Consider the following 19,272-nt stretch of genomic DNA (forward strand, 5'->3'; position numbering starts at 1 on the left):
GTTCGGTGGCCGAACTGTCAGCGCGACCGCTTCGCGAGGCGCTCCACGTCCAGCAGGATCACCGCACGTGCCTCCAGCCGCAGCCAGCCGCGCTGGGCGAAGTCCGCGAGCGCCTTGTTGACCGTCTCGCGGGACGCGCCGACCAACTGGGCCAGCTCCTCCTGCGTGAGGTCGTGGACCACGTGGATGCCCTCCTCCGACTGCACGCCGAAGCGGCGCGACAGGTCGAGGAGCGCCCGGGCCACACGGCCGGGGACGTCGGAGAAGACCAGGTCGGACATCTGGTCGTTGGTCTTACGGAGACGGCGCGCGACGGCACGCAGCAGCGCCGTGGCCACCTCGGGCCGCGCGTTGAGCCAGGGCTGGAGGTCGCCGTGACCGAGGCCGAGGAGCTTGACCTCGGTGAGCGCGCTCGCCGTGGCCGTACGCGGGCCGGGGTCGAAGAGGGACAGCTCGCCGATCAGCTCGCCGGGGCCGAGCACGGCCAGCATGTTCTCCCGGCCGTCCGGGGAAGTGCGGTGCAGCTTGACCTTGCCTTCGGTGACCACATAGAGACGGTCGCCGGGGTCGCCCTCGTGGAAGAGAGCATCACCGCGGGCCAGCGTCGCTTCACTCATGGAGGCGCGGAGCTCTCCGGCCTGCTCGTCATCGAGCGCCGCGAAGAGCGGGGCACGCCGCAGAACGTCGTCCACGTGTTCTCTCCTTGTCGACCTGCTCAGGGAACCAGAGCGGAACCAGGGTCCCCATAATGCCGTACGTGCTGTCGGTTCTCGGGTGGCTCCGTATCTCACGGCCCTCTCGCCGTCTGCCGGGCCACCCCGTGTTCGAAACCGTGTGATCGGTCACAAGCTTGACGTACAGGGGCGCCGGACCGTGCCCGGGAGGCCGATTCGGGTGGTGATCGGCCAGGGCCGGGGCGGATGTCAGCGGAGGGCTTTAGGCTGGCCGGGTGTCCAAAAAGCCGGTGACAGCGCAGGCAGAGGGGGCTGGAGAAGTGGCGGCCGACCGTAATTCCGCTGTGGGCGAACAGCCCTCGGAGAAACCGAAAAAAGCCGCGAAAGCCCCACGGGGCAAGGGGGCGGGCCGAGGCGTGAGCAAGGCCGCGGCCCGGAACGCGGCCCCGGGCGGAGCCGGGACGGAGACGGCCGCGGCGGGTACGCCCATCCGTACGGCGGCGGCCGAAGCGGCCGAACCGGAATCCAGACTGGCCATGGTCCGCCGGGCCCGGCGGATAAACCGCGAGTTGGCCGATGTCTATCCGTACGCCCACCCCGAGCTGGACTTCCGGAACCCGTTCGAGCTGCTGATCGCGACCGTCCTCTCCGCCCAGACGACCGACCTGCGGGTGAACCAGACCACCCCCGCGCTCTTCGTCGCCTACCCGACGCCCGAGGACATGGCGGCGGCCGTGCCCGAGGAGCTGGAGCAGATCATCCGCCCGACGGGCTTCTTCCGGGCCAAGGCGCGGTCGCTCATCGGGCTGTCGACGGCGCTCCGGGACAACTTCGGCGGTGAGGTCCCGGGCCGCCTGGCCGATCTGGTGACGCTGCCCGGTGTCGGCCGCAAGACGGCGAACGTGGTGTTGGGCAACGCGTTCGGGGTCCCGGGTCTGACGGTCGACACCCACTTCGGCCGGCTGGTGCGCCGCTGGAAGTGGACGGAGCAGGAGGACCCGGAGAAGGTCGAGGCGGAGATCGAGGCGATCTTCCCCAAGAGCGAGTGGACGATGCTCTCGCACCGGGTGATCTTCCACGGCCGCCGGATCTGCCACTCGCGCAAGCCCGCGTGCGGCGCCTGCCCGATCGCGCACCTCTGTCCGTCGTACGGAGTGGGGGAGACGGACCCGGAGAAGGCGGAGAAGCTCCTCAAGTACGAGAAGGGCGGCTATCCGGGGCAGCGACTGAGCCCGCCCGCCGACTACCCGGGCAGGCCGGCGCCTCCGCTGGGCGCGAGTGCGGGCACGGGCACGGGCGCCGGTGCGGATGCGGAATGAGCCGGAGCCGACGAGTTTCCCCGTACCGGATACCGGCGCCGCAGATACGGGCGCCGCAGATACCGGCGCCGCTGATACCGACCACGCGGAAGAACGGCGCGCGTTGAGCGCATGAAGGGTCCGCGCCGTATGACGTCACAGCCGCACGACGCGAACGCCGTGCGGCGACGCGTCACAGCCGTACGGCGACACACACGGGCGGAGCCGGACGAGGGCGGAACGATCCGGCCGACGGCAGGCGTTATGCGACAGGGGTGCAGATGACGCGCGCTGACAGGACGTACCACAACCGCATGTACGACGACCCGACGGCCGGGGTCGACGTGACCACGGACGGGCTGCCCGACTGGCTCATGCCCGTCGCGCGCGCCGCGGTGGGCGTGGCGCCGGAGCAGCTGAGCCGTTTCCTGCCGCCCAAGAGCGGCGGCGGACGGCAGTCGGCCGTGCTCATCCTCTTCGGGGAAGGCGAGCGCGGCCCCGAGCTGCTCCTCATGGAGCGGGCCGGGAGCCTGCGTTCGCATCCGGGCCAGGCGTCGTTCCCCGGCGGCGCGCTCGACCCCGAGGACGGTGACCCGGCGACCACCGGGCCCCTGCGGGCGGCGCTGCGGGAGGCCGAGGAGGAGACCGGTCTCGATCCGTCGGGCGTCCAGCTCTTCGCCGTACTGCCCGCGCTCTACATCCCCGTGAGCGGCTTCGTGGTGACACCCGTGCTCGGCTGGTGGCGCCGGCCCACCCCGGTCGCCGCCGTCGATCCCGCCGAGACCGCCCGCGTCTTCACCGTCCCCGTGGCGGAGCTCACGGACCCCGCCCACCGCGTGAGCGCCTTCCACCCGAGCGGTCACCGGGGCCCGGCCTTCCTGGTCGCGTCCACCCTGGTCTGGGGTTTCACCGCCGGACTGATCGACCGCATCCTCTATCTAGCCGGTTTCGAGGTCCCCTGGGACCGCTCGAAGGAGGTCCCGCTGGACTGGCGCGCGTGACAGGCTGATTCCCGCCCGGGACGCGCCGGCCCCCGCCTGCCGTCCCCGCCCGACCCCGCTGCCCAGGCCGTTGACGAATCTGCGAGGCTAACGACGGTGAACGTGCTGGACATCCTGCTGCTGCTCGCCGCTGTGTGGTTCGCGATCGTCGGCTACCGCCAGGGCTTCGTGGTCGGCATCCTGTCGGTCATCGGTTTCCTCGGGGGCGGCCTCGTCGCCGTCTACCTGCTCCCGGTGGTCTGGGACAACCTCACCGAGGACGCCGAGGTCTCCACCACGGCCGCCGTGGTCGCGGTCGTGATCGTCATCGTCTGCGCCTCCATCGGCCAGGCCTTCACGACCCACCTCGGCAACAAGCTGCGCCGCTACATCACGTGGTCGCCGGCGCGCGCCCTGGACGCCTCCGGCGGGGCGCTGGTCAATGTGTTCGCCATGCTGCTGGTCGCCTGGCTGATCGGCTCCGCCCTCGCGGGGACGACGCTGCCCACGCTCGGCAAGGAGGTCCGCAGCTCCAAGGTGCTCCTCGGCGTCTCACGGGTGATGCCCACCCAGGCCTCCACCTGGTTCTCGGACTTCTCGTCCGTCCTCGCGCAGAACGGCTTCCCGCAGGTCTTCAGCCCCTTCGCCAACGAGCCCATCACCGAGGTCCAGCCCCCCGACCCCGCGCTCGCGGGCAGTCCCGTCGCGGCCCGCGCCCAGCGGTCCATCGTCAAGGTCGTCGGTACGGCCCAGAGCTGCGGCAAGGTCCTCGAAGGCTCGGGCTTCGTCTTCGCCGACCGCCGGGTGATGACCAACGCGCACGTGGTCGGCGGGGTGGACCAGCCGACGGTCCAGATAGGCGGCGAGGGCAAGCTGTACGACGCGAAGGTCGTCCTCTACGACTGGCAGCGCGACATCGCGGTCCTGGACGTGCCGGACCTGCCCGCGACCCCGCTCCGCTTCACCGGGAACGAGGCGCGCAGCGGCGCCAACGCGATCGTGGCCGGCTTCCCGGAGAACGGCGCGTACGACGTGCGCTCCGCGCGTGTCCGGGGCCGTATCAACGCCAACGGACCCGACATCTACCACCGCGGCGAGGTCAGCCGCCGGGTGTACTCGCTGTTCACGACCGTGCGCCAGGGCAATTCGGGCGGCCCGCTGCTCACACCGGACGGCAAGGTGTACGGCGTGATCTTCGCGCGGTCGCTCGACGACGCGAACACGGGGTACGCCCTGACGGTCGACGAGATCCGCGAGGACATCGAGAAGGGCCGTACGGCCAATCAGGAAGTCGACAGCCAGGGGTGCGCGCTGTAGCGGCGGGGCCCGCGCCTATGTGCGCGGGTGGCGCAGCCGGGCCGAGACCCAGCGGGCCCTGCGGCGGAGAATGAGGGAGATCCCGAGCCTCGGATCATGCTCCTGATCGTGCGGGCCGCCCCTCTCGTGGGTGATCGGCACAGTGGCCGAGCGGCGCTTGCGTGGTGCGTCACCGTAGTCGTGCGTCCAGCCCATACGGGGACGTGTGCCCGTGCCCCAAGGTCGATAACCGCGCGGGGGAGGGCCAATTGGCCTATGCGCCCGGCAAGTGGCCCTTCCTAGGACGCGTGTTCGTGGTGGTGTTCGAGACGCCGTTTCCGGCGGTGTCGGATCGCGTGCTCAGCGGTCCGGTTCCGGGTCCTTGAGCCAGTTGATCAGCTCCGAGGAGAACGCCGCCGGGTCCTCCTCGTGCGGGAAGTGCCCGAGCCCGTCGAAGAGCCGCCACCGGTAGGGCGCCTCCACGTACTCCGCGGACCCCGCCGTGCTGCGCGTACGCATCGCCGGGTCCAGCGACCCGTGCAGCTGGAGGGTGGGCACCCGTACCGGCCGCTTCATGCGCCGGTTGAACTGGATGCCGTCCGGGCGCGCCATCGACCGCACCATCCAGCGGTACGGCTCGATCGCGCAGTGCGCCGTGGACGGAATGGTCATGGCCCGCCGGTAGACGTCGATCGCCTCCTCGTCCGGCAGGCTCGGCCCCGACCAGTCCCGGATCAGCTGCCCCACCAACGCCGCGTCGTCCGCCACCAGCTGACGCTCCGGCAGCCACGGCCGCTGGAAGCCCCAGATGTACGAGCCGGCCCGGCTCTGCGACAGGTCGGAGAGCATCGAGGAGCGCCAGCGGCGCGGGTGCGGCATCGAGGACACCGCGAGCCTGCGCACCAGCTTGGGCCGCATCACGGCGGCGGTCCACGCGAGGTACCCGCCCAGGTCGTGTCCCACGAGCGCCGCGTCGGGCTCGCCGAGGGAGCGCACGACGCCGGTGATGTCGAGGGCCAGGTTGGCGGGGTCGTACCCCCGCGGCGTACGGTCGCTGCCGCCCACCCCGCGCAGGTCCATGGCCACCGCGCGGTACCCGGCGTCCGCGAGCGCCGTCAGCTGATGCCGCCAGGTCCACCAGAACTGCGGGAAGCCGTGGAGCAGCAGCACCAGCGGCCCGTCGCCCACCTCGGCGATGTGGAAGCGCGCGCCGTTGGCCGCCACATCGCGGTGGACCCACGGACCATCGAGGCGGACGGCGGAGGCGGAGGCGGAATCAGGGGCGGTCATGCGGACGAGCGTGCCACAGACTTGGTCTCCTGCCCGACCTCCCGGGGGTGAGGCTTCGCGTTCTGGAGAACGGACGCCGACTCCTTGGACGAGGCGATGCTCTTCTCCGGCGGCTTGATCTTCTTGAACTTGAGTACGGCGAACCCGGCCAGCAGGCCCGCGAGCACCACGAACGCCCCGCCGACGATCAGGAACGACCAGGCGAGCCCGAGTCCCCAGTTGTGGATGCCGTACGCGGCCGCGAAGCTGAACACCGGCAGGGAGAACAGGGCGAGGATCCCCGCGACGGCGATGGCCCCGCTGCCGATCGCACCCCGCTTGACGTCCTGCCGGATCTCCGCCTTGGCGAGCGCGATCTCGTCGTGCACCAGTCCTGACAGTTCGGTGGTCGCCTCGGCGACCAGCTGGCCGAGGCTGCGGTCGGCGCTGACGGGTCCCACAATGACGCCGGTCCGGACTGCGTCGGCGGCTTGCCTGCCGGGGTCGCTCACGGTGACTCCCTCTTCTCGCTCTGGTTCTCGCGTGTGTCAGATCATGCCGGACCGTCGGCGTCATCGCGCGCTGCCCCCGCGTGTTCCGCCAGACGGCGGTGTTCCGCGGCCTTCGCCTCGAAGATCGCGGCCATGCGCAGGTGATACCCGGGATCGTCCTGTTCATAGATGTCCGGTACGCCGTCCTGGTCCTCGTCGCGCTCCTCGTCCGCGCAGAGCGCGCGATAGGTCCGTACGCGGAGCTTGAGCAGGACACCGGCGAGCACCGCCGCGATGAGGGAGCCCAGCAGGACGGAGGCCTTCACCTCGTCGGTGAGGGCCGCGTCGCCGGAGAACGCCAGCTCGCCGATGAGGAGCGACACGGTGAAGCCGATCCCGGCGAGGACGGCGACCGCGAAGACGTCCGGCCAGGCCAGATCCTCGTTGAGCCGCGCCCGGGTGAAGCGGGCGGCCAGCCACGTACCGCCGAAGATGCCGACGGCCTTGCCCGCCACCAGCCCCAGGACCACACCCAGGGTCTCGGGGCGGGTGAAGACGTCGCCGAGGACGCTGCCGGTCACCAGGACGCCCGCGGAGAAGAGGGCGAACACGGGGACGGCGAACCCCGCCGACAGGGGGCGCACCAGGTGTTCGACCCGCTCGCCCGGGGACTGCTCCTCGTCGCCGGTCCTGACGCAGCGGAGCATGAGGCCCATCGCCACGCCCGCGATGGTGGCGTGGATGCCGCTGTTGTACATGAGCGCCCAGTTGACGAGGGCGAGCGGGACGTACACGTACCAGCCCCGTACGCCCTTCCTCAGCAGCAGCCAGAAGACGGCGAGGCCGGCGAACGCGCCGCCGAGCGCCGCGAAGTCCAGATCGCTCGTGAAGAAGACGGCGATGATCAGGATCGCGAAGAGGTCGTCGACGACGGCGAGGGTGAGGAGGAAGGCGCGGAGCGCGGCGGGCAGCGAGGTGCCGAGCACGGCCAGGACGGCGAGGGCGAAGGCGATGTCGGTGGCCGTGGGGACGGCCCAGCCGTCCAGCGAACCGCCGCCGACGACGTTGACCATCAGGTAGACGAGGGCGGGCGTCGCCATCCCGCAGAGCGCGGCGACGACGGGCAGGGCGGCGGCGCGGGGATCGCGCAGCTCACCGGCGACCAGCTCGCGCTTCAGTTCGACCCCGGCGACGAAGAAGAAGACGGCGAGCAGTCCGTCGGCCGCCCAGTGCTGTACGGAGAGGTGGAGGCCGAGGGCGGAGGGGCCGAGGTGGAAGTCCCGCACGGTGGTGTACGACGCGCTGACCGGGGTGTTCGCCCAGATCAGGGCCGCTACGGCGGCGGCGAGGAGGAGCAGTCCGCCCACGGTTTCGGTACGGAGCGCGTCGGCGACGTAGTTCCGCTCGGGCAGCGACAGCCGGCCGAGGAACTTACGGGCGGTGGCGGTGGCCGTGGGGGCTGGCACGGGGTCGTACCTCCGGGGCGGTTCGGCGGACATGGCGGATCACGTTGCCGACCAGACTTCCCGGCGCACCTGGATTTTCCTGTTCATTTGTCGGTGTCGCGCACACTCTACGCAGGCGCGGGCGGGGGCACCCGGGTCGGTGGACGCCGGGTGCCCCCGCCTGTGCGCGGGTCGTGCTCAGTCCTCGCTGGTCGCGGACGGCAGCTGGGTCTGGATGAGGTCCATGACCGAGGAGTCGGTGAGCGTGGTGACGTCTCCGAGCGTCCGGTTCTCGGCCACGTCGCGCAGCAGGCGCCGCATGATCTTGCCGGAGCGGGTCTTCGGCAGCTCCGCCACCGGGAGGATCCGCTTGGGCTTGGCGATCGGGCCCAGAGCCGTACCGACGTGGTTGCGCAGCTCGGCGACGAGGCCGTCGTCCACGCTCGCGGTGCCGCGCAGGATGACAAAGGCGACGATGGCCTGGCCGGTGGTCTCGTCGGCCGCGCCCACGACCGCCGCTTCCGCGATCTTGGGGTGCGAGACCAGGGCGGACTCGACCTCGGTGGTGGAGATGTTGTGACCCGAGATCAGCATCACGTCGTCGACGCGGCCCAGCAGCCAGATGTCGCCGTCGTCGTCCTTCTTCGCGCCGTCACCGGCGAAGTACTTGCCCTCGAAACGGGACCAGTACGTGTCGATGAACCGCTGGTCGTCGCCCCAGATCGTGCGGAGCATCGACGGCCACGGCTCCGTCAGGACCAGGTAGCCGCCGCCCCCGTCGGGGACCTCGTTGGCCTCGTCGTCCACCACGGTGGCGGAGATGCCGGGCAGCGCGCGCTGGGCGGAGCCCGGCTTCGTCTCGGTGACCCCGGGGAGCGGCGAGATCATCATCGCGCCGGTCTCGGTCTGCCACCAGGTGTCCACGATCGGGGTGGTGCCGGCGCCGATGTGCTCGCGGTACCAGATCCACGCCTCGGGGTTGATCGGCTCACCGACCGAGCCCAGGACCCGCAGACTGCTCAGGTCGAACTTGGCGGGGATGTCGTCGCCCCACTTCATGAACGTACGGATCGCGGTCGGCGCGGTGTAGAGGATCGTCACCCCGTACTTCTGGACGATCTCCCAGAACCGCCCCTGGTGCGGGGTGTCGGGGGTGCCCTCGTACATGACCTGCGTGGCGCCGTTGGCGAGCGGCCCGTACACGATGTACGAGTGGCCGGTCACCCAGCCGATGTCGGCCGTGCACCAGTAGACGTCCGACTCGGGCTTGAGGTCGAAGACGGCGTGGTGGGTGTAGGCCGCCTGGGTGAGGTAGCCGCCGGACGTGTGGAGGATGCCCTTCGGCTTCCCCGTCGTGCCGGAGGTGTAGAGGATGAAGAGCGGGTGCTCCGCGCCGAACGCCTGCGGGGTGTGGTGCGCGGTCTGCCGGGCGACGATCTCGTGCCACCAGACGTCACGGGTGCTGTCGAAGGCGGTGTCCTGCCCCGTACGGCGGACCACCAGCACGTGCTCGACCTGCGGGCACTTGGTGACCGCCTCGTCGATGGCGGGCTTGAGGGCGGTCGGCTTGCCGCGGCGGTAGCCACCGTCGGCGGTGATGACGAGCTTGGCGTCCGCGTCCTGGATGCGGGAGGCGACCGCGTCGGCGGAGAAGCCGCCGAAGACGACGGAGTGCGCTGCTCCGATCCGGGCACAGGCGAGCATCGCGACCGCGGCCTCGGGGATCATCGGCAGGTAGATCGCGACCCGGTCGCCGGCCTGGACGCCGAGCTCCGTCAGCGCGTTGGCGGCGCGGGAGACCTCGTCCTGGAGCTCCGTGTAGGTGATCGAGCGGCTGTCGCCCGGCTCGCCCTCGAAGTGGATCGCGACCCGGTCGCCGTTGCCGGCTTCCACGTGACGGTCCACGCAGTTGTACGCGACGTTGAGTTCACCGTCGGCGAACCACTTCGCGAAGGGCGGGTTCGACCAGTCCAGCGTCTCGGTCGGCTCGGTGACCCAGGTGAGCCGCCTCGCCTGCTCGGCCCAGAAGCCGAGCCGGTCCGCCGCGGCCTGCTCATAGGCCTCCGCCGTCACATTGGCGTGCGCGACCAGCTCGGACGGCGGCGCGAACCGCCGCTCCTCCTTGAGCAGATTGGCCAGGCTTTCGTTGCTCACGACATCTCCCTCTCCCGGGCGTCCCCAGGGCGTCCTGTGTGTCCCTGGCCTAGCTCATCAGGCGGATGCCCGGGTGACAAGGCCCTTCCGGTAATTGGTTTAGACCTGTGTGGGGCCGGGACCGCAGCGGCCACACACTCTCACGGATGGCGGGCGCGGACGGTTCAGGCGCGCGACTCCTCCAGGGCCGTGGGGGACACGCGGTTGAACACCTCTTCGGAGCCGCCCCCCGAACTCCCCGTCGTACTGCCGTCGGCCAGCAGGTAGGCCTGCGCCTCACCGACGTGGAAGTACATGCCGTGCAACTCCAGCCTCCCCTCGGCGAGTCCGCGCGCGACCGCGTCGTGGGCGCGCAGATGCGCCAACTGCTGGACCACGTTGGTGAGGCAGAGCTGTTCGATCGCGTCGGCCGGCAGCCGTCCGGAGATCCTGGCCCAGGAATGGTGCTTGCTCTTCATCCGATCCAGGCTCGGCTGTCCGTGCCGCAGCCAGCGCCGGAGGGGGGTACGGGGCTCGCCGTTGACGTCCGGCGTGTTCAACAGGGCCTGCATCGCGCCGCATCCGGAGTGCCCGCAGACGGTGATGGACTGGACCCGGAGGACATCCACGGCGTACTCGATCGCCGCCGCCACCGAGTCGTCCGTACCGTGCGCGCCGTCGGCGCCGGGCAGCGGCACGAGGTTGCCGACGTTCCGTACGGTGAAGAGGTCGCCCGGACCGCTGGACGTGATCATGCTGGTGACCAGGCGGGAGTCGGCGCAGGTGAGGAACAGCTGCGACGGCCGCTGCCCCTCGCGGGCGAGCCGCGCCAGCTCGTCCCGGACGTGGGGGGCCGTGTTGCGCTGGAACGAACTGATGCCGCTGGCGAGTTGACGACTGCTCGCCCCACCGCCCACGGGGTGCCGCCGGCCGTCGAGGTGCGGCTGGGTGACGCGGGGGGCTGCTGATGTGCCGAGGTCCGACGTGCTGTTACGGGGTGGTGCGGAGGGGGCCGTGGGTGAGGGGGCGGGGTCGGGTCCGGGTCCGGGTGCTGTCGCGGGTCCGGGTGTGATCGTGTCGGACGGATCTGTACTGGACGGATCTGTACTGGACGGGGCCGTGTCGGAGGGACCCGTACCGGACGAAGCCGTACCGGACAGATCGGTACCGGAAAGGTCCGTACCGGATGATGCCGTTCCGAACGAGACCGGGTGGGAGGCGACCGCGCCCGACGGGCTCGCGCCCGACACCTCGGCGACAGCCGGTTCCGCCGCCGGGTGTTCACCACAGTGGTGGTTACGCCACGGCGTCCACGGACGGCAGCAGGACTGGAGCTCCGTCGTCGGCTCCGCGATCCGCCCGCCGGCCCGCCCGGTGAACTCCGCCGTCCCGCCTTGCGCGAGATGCGAGGTCTGCCAGTCGTGCAGCGCCTCGTACGCCGCGTGGTCCATGAAGGACCCGTCCAGCTCGACCACACTGTCCGCGCGGTGCGGCACCTCCTGGAGGATCCGGCTGAGCCGCGGCACCGCCAGGAACGTCAACTGGCCCCGGACCCGGATCCGGTGGACTCCGTTCCGCTCGGCCACCGTGATCCGCGTCCTGGTGAGCCGGTGCATCGCGACCGCCACCGCGACGGCGATCCCGATCGCCACCCCTTCCAGGACGCCGGTGAACACGACCCCGGCCAGCGTCACCGCGTACACCAGCATCTCGCGGTTCCGCTTCACGCTCCGCAGGTGGACGAGGTTGACCATCTGGATCCCCACGACCATCACCAGCGCGGCCAGCGCCGCCAGCGGGATCAGGTCGAGCACCGGCACCAGCAGCAGCGCCGCGACCGCGACCCACAGGCCGTGCAGCATCGTCGAATTCCGGCTCACCGCGCCGGCCGCGACATTGGCGGAGCTGCGCACGGCGACGCCCGTGATGGGCAGCCCGCCGAGCGCGCCGGAGAGGATGTTGCCCGAGCCCTGTCCGAACAGCTCGCGGTCGAGCCGGGCGCGCGGGATCCGGACGGCGGGCTCCTTCCGCATGGACACCAGCTTGTCCACGGCGACGGCGGAGAGGAGCGATTCGACGCTGCCGACCAGGGTGACGGTGAGGACGGCGGCGATCAGCCCGAGCACCGGGCCCTGAGGCAGCTCCGGCAGGGCGTGGTTGCTCCACGAGGGCAGGTCGACGCGCGGGAGGCCCACCCCGAGCACGGCGGCCACCGAGGTCGCCAGGGCCACCGCGGCGAGCGTGGCGGGGACCTTCCGTACGAACCGGCCGCCGCGCCCCGGAATCCGTGGCCAGGCGAGCAGCACCACGATCGTGAACGCGCTGACGGACACCGCACCGGGATGGAGGTCCGCCAACTGGGCGGGAAGTCCCTTGACGTTGGCGACCGCGGAGCTCTGCGGCGAGCCGCCCAGCACGATGTGGAGCTGGGAGAGCGCGATCGTGACACCGATGCCGGCGAGCATGCCGTGCACGATCGCCGGGCTGACGGCGAGGGCCGAGCGGGCCACCCGGAGCGCCGAGAGGCCGAGTTGGGCGAGGCCGGCGCAGACGGTGATGGCGCAGGTGGTGCGCCAGCCGTACAGCTGGATCAGGTCGGCCGTGACGACGGTCAGCCCGGCGGCCGGGCCGCTCACCTGGAGCGGCGCCCCGCCGAGGCGGCCGACGACCAGTCCGCCGACGGCCGCCGCGACCAGGCCGCCCTGGAGCGGCGCGCCGGTGGCGAGCGCGATGCCGAGCGAAAGCGGCAGCGCGATCAGGAAGACGGTGACGGAGGCGGACAGGTCGGCCCCGGCGATCCGGAACCGGAACCGGGACCGGAACGGGGGCCGGGAGCCCGGGGACGGCGGGTCGGTACGGGCCGGTCGAGCGGCGCCGTCGGCGCGAGTGGGTACGCGGGCAGACATGATTCCCGTCTCCTCCGGGGCAGCGCGGTCGCGGAACGTGGGGGACGCGGCCGTGGGTCACGGCGTGCAGCGGTGGGATACGCAGCGGCGGGATGCTCGGTGCAACTCTTGGTAAACAGATCGTAATGGAGAGTAAAGACTCTGGCATGACTTTCCGGGCAAATGGGTCAATGAATCACTCGAACCGGTGATTAGTCATTTTGTACGGCTTGTCGTTTCATCTTCTTTTTGTCCGTGGTGCGAGGTTGGCGGCGCTCGGCGCCGTGCCGGCACCTCGCCGCTCGGCACTTCGGTACGCGAACCCTGAAGGAAGAGGTGGGCGGATGCTGGCCGCCAGAACGAGAATCACCTTCGGCGCCGCCGTCACGGCGCTCGCCGTCGGTCTGACCGGCTGTTCCGGCACCGGTGGCCCCGGGGGTGGGCCCGAGGCCGGGAACGGCGCGTACGGCGCCAGGAAGGCGCCCGTGGCGCCCAAGAACGTCGTACGGCTCATCGGTGACGGCTCCACCGCGTACACCGGCGCGCAGCCGCGACTGCCCAAGCCCCAGCGGTTGAAGCCGGGCCAGAAGCCTCCGCAGTTCGTGGTGTTCTCGTGGGACGGGGCGGGCGAGGACAGCCAGCGGCTCTTCTCCCACTTCCGCGAGGTGGGCAAGAAGTACGACGCGACCATGACGTACTTCCTGAGCGGGGTCTATCTCCTGCCCAAGGAGAAGGCCCGGCAGTACAACCCGCCGCAGCACGCGGCCGGCAGCTCGGACATCGGCTTCAACGACACCAAGGGGATCTCGGACACCCTGCGGCAGCTGCGCGGCGCCTGGCGCGACGGCAACGAGATCGGCACGCACTTCAACGGCCACTTCTGCGGCAAGAACGGCGGCGTCGGCACCTGGTCGGTCGACGAGTGGAAGAGCGAGATCAGCCAGGCCAAGGCGTTCGTCAAGGGCTGGAAGACCAACGCGGGGCTCGCGACCGAGGCGCCGCTGCCGTTCGACTACGACAAGGAGCTGGTCGGCGGCCGTACGCCCTGCCTGGAAGGGCAGAAGAACATGATGCTGGCCGGGCGGACGATGGGCTTCCGCTACGACTCCAGCGGCGTCGGCAACCAGGTCTGGCCGAAGAAGACCGAGGGCCTCTGGGACCTGCCGCTCCAACTGGTGCCGGTGCCGGGGCGCGCCTTCGAGACGCTGTCGATGGACTACAACTTCATGTTCAACCAGTCGGGGACGACCAAGGGCGACCCGGCCAAGCACACGTACTGGGGCAACCAGATGCGGGACGGCCTGATCAAGGCCTTCGACCGGGCGTACGACGGCAACCGCGCCCCGCTGATCATCGGCAACCACTTCGAGTCCTGGAACGGCGGCACGTACATGCGCGCCATCGAGGAGACGATCAAGACGGTCTGCGTCCAGCGGGACGTGCGCTGCGTGTCGTTCCGTCAGCTGGCGGACTGGCTGGACGCGCAGGACCCGCGGACGCTGGAGAAGCTGCGCGGCCTCGGCGTCGGCCAGGCCCCGAAGGGCGGCTGGGCCCCGTACATGACGGACCCGACCACCCTCAACGCGTCCCGCGCCCCGGCGGGCCCCGAACAGAAGAACTGACGGACGGACGGACGGAGGCTCAGCCGGGCTGAGGCACGGCGGACGCCTCGCTGAGGATGAAGGCGGGGTCGACCTGGGAGGCCAGGTCGACGCCCGTCTTCGCGTTGCCCCAGCTCTCCGCGTTCCTGAGGTGGAAGTGGACCATCTGCCGGGTGTACCGCTCCCAGTCGCGGTTCTCGTACGAGTCCTCCGCCGCGTCCTGGAGGGTCTGGAGCGCGCAGCGGTTGTCCGCCTCCAGCAGTTCGAAGCGCGGCGGGCGGCCCTTCTCCATCGCCCGGACCCAGTTGGACTGCCCCAGGGTGACGAGCAGGTCGTCGCCCACCTCCTGGCGGAGGAAGTCCAGGTCGTCCTCCCCCTGCACCTTGTTGCCGACGACCTTCAGCGAGACGCCGAAGTCCCGCGCGTACTCCTTGTACTGGCGGTAGACCGAGACACCCTTACGCGTCGGCTCGGCCACCAGGAACGTCACGTCGAACCGCGTGAACATCCCCGACGCGAAGGAGTCCGAGCCCGCCGTCATGTCGACCACCACGTACTCGTCCGGCCCGTCGACCAGGTGGTTCAGGCACAGCTCCACCGCGCCGACCTTGGAGTGGTAGCACGCCACCCCGAGGTCGGACTCCGTGAAGGGCCCCGTGGCCATCAGCCGGACCTCCCCGTCGTCCAGCCGGACGGTCCGCGCGCACGCGTCGTACACCGGGTTGTCCTCGTTCACCCGGAGCAACCGCGACCCCTCGCCCGGCGGCGTCGTCTTGATCATCGCGTCGGCGGACGAGATCCGCGGGTTGCTGCCGCGCAGATAGTCCTTGATCAGCGGAAGGTGCGCGCCGAGCGCGGGCAGCGCGGCCGCCTCCTCGTCCGAGAGGCCGAGCGCGGCCCCCAGGTGCTGGTTGATGTCGGCGTCCACCGCGACGACAGGGGCCTCATTGGCGGTCAGATGGCGGATGAAGAGCGAGGACAGCGTCGTCTTGCCGCTGCCGCCCTTACCCACGAAAGCGATCTTCATGTTCACGTAGGTTAGCGGCTACCGTGTTCGACGGTCACATTCAGTGAAGAAGACCACTCCAAGGTGGGGCGCCCCCTGTGGGCGCGTAGCCTTGCTACTTATGAGTACGACTTCCTCTGACGCCTCTTCCGCTCCGCGGCCGGAGGAACCCCTGCTCGCGCTGGCCTCCCTGCCGGGCGTCCCCGACGCGGTGGATTCGGTTCGCAGGGCGGTGGATCGCGTCTACGGCCACCGGGTGATGCGCCGCCGGAGCAACGAGGTCACCTCGGAGGCGACCCTGCGCGCGGCGCGGGGTTCCGCCGCGCTGTCCGGCGCCGACTGGGCGCTGGAAGAGGTGCGCAGGCGCAACGACTTCGGCGCCGACGACGAGGCCCGAACGGTCGGCGCCGCACTGCGGCTGACCGCCGAGGCCGGCCAACTCCTCTCCATCTGGGACCAGTCACCGGTACGGGTGCTGGCCCGGCTGCATCTGGTGGCGGCGGGCGGCGCGGGCCCCGCCGACAGCACGGTCGGACGGCCCCGGCTGGCCGGCGAACGGGTGACGGAGACGCCCGGCGTCGATGTCGCGGGACCGCTCACCGAGGCGCCGCTGCCCGGCGCCGACGAGGTGGCGGGGCGGTTGGAGGGGTTGTCGGCCCTGGTCGTGGCGGGGAGTTCGGCGCCGGCGCTGGTGACGGCGGCGGTGGTGCACGGCGAACTGCTGGCGCTACGCCCGTTCGGTTCGTACAACGGCCTCGTCGCCCGCGCCGCCGAACGCATCGTGCTGACCGGCAGCGGTCTTGACCCCAAGTCGGTCTGCCCGGCGGAGGTGGGCCACGCCGAGCTGGGCCGCGCCGCGTACGCCGCCGCCTTCGCCGGCTATCTGTCGGGCACCCCGGACGGGATGGTCATGTGGATCGCGCATTGCGGCCGCGCGATCGAACTGGGAGTGAGGGAGTCCACGGCGGTATGCGAGGCCCTCCAGCGCGGAGCGGCCTGAACCCACCACTTCTGTACGCCTCACGACATCTCACGACGTCTCGCGACGCCTCACGCTTGGAACGCGGCCGTTTGAACCGGTCGCGCGTGGAGCCTGTCGCGCCCCTGAATTTGCCACGCGTTTATTACGAACGACGGCTCGGCCCGCATTCCTCTCGTCCGGGCGGGCCGGACAGAATTGTGGCGGCATCAGTTTCGATGCCGCCGCCAACACGTCCGCCGAGTTACCAAGCGTCCTCGAAGTAGTGCCCATCAGGTCGGGAACTTCGCCCGTCACCTGGTGCGGCTGGCCCGTAATCGACGGGTCGACGTCGCGTGGGTACTCGACTTCCGTGCTTCGGTCCGTGGGGCCTCTAGCGTTTCTCAGGTGATCCTCTCGGATGTCCTTGGTCTCGCGGGCCGTTGATTCCTTTGTACTCCTGTCCCCAAGGATGCGAAACCCCCGGCCCGACTTCTTTACTTTCACGTTCAAACAGGTGCGAATCGGGCGCCCGGCGATTATGAAACGGGCAGCGGACGGGGACGAAACGGGCGGCGGGTGGTGATCGGGAAACGGGCGGTCGTCGGACGGGGGAAAGCCGTCGCGGCGGTCGCGGCGGTCGCAGTGGTCGTGGTGGTCACGGCGGTCATACGGGCGCCGTCGTGCGGCGGCGGCTCGCGTACCAGACGAGCCCCGCCGTGGCCGCCGCCGCACCCACGGCCGCCGCGGCCACCAACGCCGGGCGCGCCGGCATCGACAGGGCGGGCAGCCGCCGCTTCAACCGAACAGGCCTGCTGAAGACCAGGATCGGCCAGTCGCGCGCGATCGCCTCCCTTCGCAGCGCGCGGTCCGGGTTGACCGCGTACGGATGGCCGACGGACGACAGCATCGGGACGTCCGTGATGGAGTCGCTGTACGCGTAGCAGCGCGACAGGTCGTAACCCTCGGACTCGGCGAGCGCCTTGACCGCCTCGGCCTTGGTCGGCCCGTACGCGTAGTACTCCACCTCGCCGGTGAAGCACCCGTCGGTGCCGACGGCCATCCGGGTCGCCACCACCCGGTCCGCGCCCAGGAGTTCGCCGATCGGCTCGACCACCTCCGCGCCCGAGGTGGAGACGATCACCACGTCCCGGCCGGCGGTGTGGTGGTCCTCGATGAGGGATGCCGCTTCGTCGTAGATGATCGGGTCGATGAGATCGTGCAGGGTCTCCGCGACGATCTCCTTGACCTGTGAGACGTTCCAGCCTTTGCAGAGCGCGGAGAGGTACTCGCGCATCCGCTCCATCTGGTCGTGATCGGCGCCTCCGGCGAGGAAGACGAACTGCGCGTAAGCGGTCCGTAGTACCGCCCGGCGGTTGATCAGACCGCCTTGGTAGAAGGGCTTGCTGAAGGTCAACGTCGATGACTTCGCAATGACCGTCTTGTCCAGGTCAAAGAAGGCAGCTGTGCGCGGCAAGGAGCGGATTTCCACGAGGGTGAGCATATGCGCCCACCATTCGGCGTAAGGTCCGGCGCGTGGGTTTGCCTGAGAAGGCCGTCGGGTACACCATGGAAGTCACGGATCGTTCGCGACCGTGCTAACCCGGCCCGACTCCTCCCCCCCCGAGTCTGGCTGTGGGGACGACCCCCGCTCTCCCCCCCGGCGGGGGTCGTCGCATGTCCGGACGCGTTTTTGTCTCTCGAATCCCGTTGTCCCCCCTCTGCTGACCTCGCTCGATCTCTGTCTGCGGTGCGTGTGCGGCGGCGTGTTTCCATTCATACCCCTCACTCTGCGTAGCCGACGCGCTCCGCTCCGGAAGTCACCGGTATGAGCGAGCGGGATATTCACAACCTGTGAGTTGTCCACAGTTTTCGAGCAAGATCCACAAGATTTCCTCTTCCCCTGCACGGTGATTCCGACCGCGAAGTTCGCGGAAGCCGGAATCACGGATACCGGATGCCTGCGGGACCGCTGAGAAGCGCTCGCAGATCCCGGATCGAGGCAGAGATGAGGGGGCGGAGATCGTGGCGGGATCCATGACATCCGATCGGGCACAGGTCGCCGGAGGGCGACGGGCGGGACCGCTGATCGTGACGGAGGACGCGGATCTGCTCGACGACCTGCTGCGGCTGTGTGCGGCGGCGGGCGCGGAGCCGCAGGTGCACCACGGGGTGCCGGAGGCGAAGGGGTGCTGGGAGGACGCGCCCATGGTCCTGGTCGGGGACGACGCGGCGGCGCGCTGCCGCGGTGCCACCCGCAGGAGGGGGGTGATGCTGGTGGGACGTGATCAGGACGATCCGGATGTGTGGCGGCGGGCGGTGGAGATCGGCGCCGACTGTGTCCTGCGGCTTCCCGACGCGGAAGGCTGGCTGGTCGACCGGATCGCGGACGCGGCGGAGGGCGTGGGCCGTCAGGCGCTCACGGTCGGCGTGATCGGCGGGCGCGGCGGCGCGGGGGCCTCGACCCTGGCATGCGCCCTGGCCGTCACCGCGGCCCGGGCCGGCCGGCGCACGATGCTCATCGACGGCGATCCGCTGGGCGGCGGGCTCGACGTGCTGCTCGGCGGTGAGCAGAGCGAAGGCCGGCGGTGGCCGGACTTCGCGACCTCGAAGGGCCGGGTCGCCGGGGGCGCGCTGGAGGAGTCGCTGCCCCGGCTGCACGAGTTACGGGTGCTGAGCTGGGATCGCGGTGACCCGGTGGTGGTTCAGCCGGAGGCCATGCGCTCCGTGCTCGCGGCGGCCCGCAGGCGCGGCGGCGTGGTGGTGGTGGATCTTCCGCGCCGGATCGACGAGGCCATGGCGGAGGCCCTGGCCCAGGTGGATCTCGGGCTGTTGGTGGTGCCCGCCGAGCTGCGGGCCGTGGCGGCGGCCGGCCGGGTGGCCTCCATGGTCGGCATGGTCCTCCAGGATCTGAGGGCCGTGGTCCGGGGGCCGTACGCGACGGGTCTGGACGAGCGGTGGATCGCGGGCGCGCTCCGACTCCCGCTGGTGGGCGAGTTGCCCTGGGAGCCGGGCCTGGCCCAGGCGCAGGACGGCGGGGCGCCGCCGGGATCCAGTGCCCGTGGCCCGCTCGCTGCCTTCTGCACCGCGTTCTGGGAGCGGGCGCTGGCCGACGAGGGGAGTGTGAGCCCGTGACGGGCCGTACGCGGGACGAGGCCTCGTACGGCGGGACGTCGGCGGGCGGCCTGCTGGACGCCGTGCGGCAGCGGCTGGCGGAGAGCGGGGCCGAACCGACC

General features: G+C 70.7%; 15 protein-coding genes. 6 read left to right on the top strand and 9 right to left on the bottom strand.

Annotation, left to right across the window (positions count from 1 at the left end; translation table 11 throughout):
- Window positions 1-17: 17 nt before the first annotated feature.
- Window positions 18-692, bottom strand: a complete 675-nt coding sequence (locus tag GT042_RS07515) for a Crp/Fnr family transcriptional regulator (protein WP_161307922.1) — start codon at window positions 690-692, stop codon at window positions 18-20.
- Between the two features lie 470 nt (window positions 693-1,162).
- Here GT042_RS07515 and nth point away from each other — a divergent pair, with 470 nt between their 5' ends.
- The 3 genes from nth to GT042_RS07530 all read left to right on the top strand — a co-directional run bounded on the left by nth (window position 1,163) and on the right by GT042_RS07530 (window position 4,269).
- Entirely contained in the window at window positions 1,163-1,993 is an 831-nt protein-coding gene (gene nth, locus GT042_RS07520; protein ID WP_345943707.1) for an endonuclease III, read from the top strand.
- A gap of 260 nt (window positions 1,994-2,253) precedes the next feature.
- Window positions 2,254-2,973, top strand: a complete 720-nt coding sequence (locus tag GT042_RS07525; protein ID WP_161307924.1) for a CoA pyrophosphatase — start codon at window positions 2,254-2,256, stop codon at window positions 2,971-2,973.
- 96 nt (window positions 2,974-3,069) lie between these two features.
- Window positions 3,070-4,269 carry a MarP family serine protease gene (locus GT042_RS07530; RefSeq protein WP_161307925.1) on the top strand — a complete coding sequence of 400 codons (1,200 nt, stop codon included), beginning with the start codon at window positions 3,070-3,072 and terminating at the stop codon, window positions 4,267-4,269.
- Between the two features lie 15 nt (window positions 4,270-4,284).
- Here GT042_RS07530 and GT042_RS38805 read toward each other — a convergent pair whose 3' ends face one another.
- The 6 genes from GT042_RS38805 to GT042_RS07560 all read right to left on the bottom strand — a co-directional run bounded on the left by GT042_RS38805 (window position 4,285) and on the right by GT042_RS07560 (window position 12,492).
- Window positions 4,285-4,464 carry a hypothetical protein gene (locus tag GT042_RS38805; RefSeq protein WP_161307926.1) on the bottom strand — a complete coding sequence of 60 codons (180 nt, stop codon included), beginning with the start codon at window positions 4,462-4,464 and terminating at the stop codon, window positions 4,285-4,287.
- A 144-nt stretch (window positions 4,465-4,608) separates the two neighbouring features.
- The gene (locus GT042_RS07540) at window positions 4,609-5,538 is read right to left on the bottom strand and encodes an alpha/beta hydrolase (RefSeq protein WP_161307927.1); all 930 of its coding nucleotides are present in this window, start codon (window positions 5,536-5,538) and stop codon (window positions 4,609-4,611) included.
- Complete coding sequence (locus tag GT042_RS07545) at window positions 5,535-5,981, bottom strand: phage holin family protein (RefSeq protein WP_345943708.1); 447 nt, start codon at window positions 5,979-5,981, stop codon at window positions 5,535-5,537. Before GT042_RS07545 ends, GT042_RS07540 begins: the two co-directional genes overlap by 4 nt.
- Before the next feature lie 89 nt (window positions 5,982-6,070).
- Window positions 6,071-7,474, bottom strand: a complete 1,404-nt coding sequence (gene nhaA, locus GT042_RS07550; protein WP_345943706.1) for a Na+/H+ antiporter NhaA — start codon at window positions 7,472-7,474, stop codon at window positions 6,071-6,073.
- Window positions 7,475-7,651: 177 nt separating this feature from the next.
- Window positions 7,652-9,607, bottom strand: a complete 1,956-nt coding sequence (gene acs, locus GT042_RS07555; protein ID WP_161307930.1) for an acetate--CoA ligase — start codon at window positions 9,605-9,607, stop codon at window positions 7,652-7,654.
- A gap of 164 nt (window positions 9,608-9,771) precedes the next feature.
- Window positions 9,772-12,492, bottom strand: coding sequence for a SulP family inorganic anion transporter (locus tag GT042_RS07560; protein ID WP_161307931.1), 2,721 nt, complete (start codon window positions 12,490-12,492; stop codon window positions 9,772-9,774).
- Between the two features lie 323 nt (window positions 12,493-12,815).
- Between GT042_RS07560 and GT042_RS07565 the strand changes: the two genes are divergently transcribed.
- Entirely contained in the window at window positions 12,816-14,093 is a 1,278-nt protein-coding gene (locus GT042_RS07565; RefSeq protein WP_161307932.1) for a hypothetical protein, read from the top strand.
- A gap of 19 nt (window positions 14,094-14,112) precedes the next feature.
- Here the strand turns inward: GT042_RS07565 and GT042_RS07570 are convergent, their stop codons facing one another.
- Complete coding sequence (locus GT042_RS07570) at window positions 14,113-15,099, bottom strand: ATP-binding protein (RefSeq protein WP_161307933.1); 987 nt, start codon at window positions 15,097-15,099, stop codon at window positions 14,113-14,115.
- Window positions 15,100-15,199: 100 nt separating this feature from the next.
- Between GT042_RS07570 and GT042_RS07575 the strand changes: the two genes are divergently transcribed.
- Window positions 15,200-16,078, top strand: coding sequence for an oxidoreductase (locus GT042_RS07575; RefSeq protein ID WP_161307934.1), 879 nt, complete (start codon window positions 15,200-15,202; stop codon window positions 16,076-16,078).
- 625 nt (window positions 16,079-16,703) lie between these two features.
- On the opposite strand, the gene GT042_RS07580 is transcribed toward GT042_RS07575, so the two are convergent.
- On the bottom strand, window positions 16,704-17,540 hold the full coding sequence (locus tag GT042_RS07580; RefSeq protein WP_161307935.1) for an HAD-IB family hydrolase: 837 nt from the start codon (window positions 17,538-17,540) through the stop codon (window positions 16,704-16,706).
- A 533-nt stretch (window positions 17,541-18,073) separates the two neighbouring features.
- On the opposite strand from GT042_RS07580, the gene ssd reads away from it, so the two are divergent.
- A complete protein-coding gene (gene ssd / locus GT042_RS07585; RefSeq protein WP_161307936.1) occupies window positions 18,074-19,171 on the top strand; it encodes a septum site-determining protein Ssd in 1,098 nt (365 codons plus the stop codon).
- Window positions 19,172-19,272: the final 101 nt, after the last annotated feature.

The organism is Streptomyces sp. SID3212, assembly GCF_009865405.1.
GTDB lineage: Bacteria > Actinomycetota > Actinomycetes > Streptomycetales > Streptomycetaceae > Streptomyces.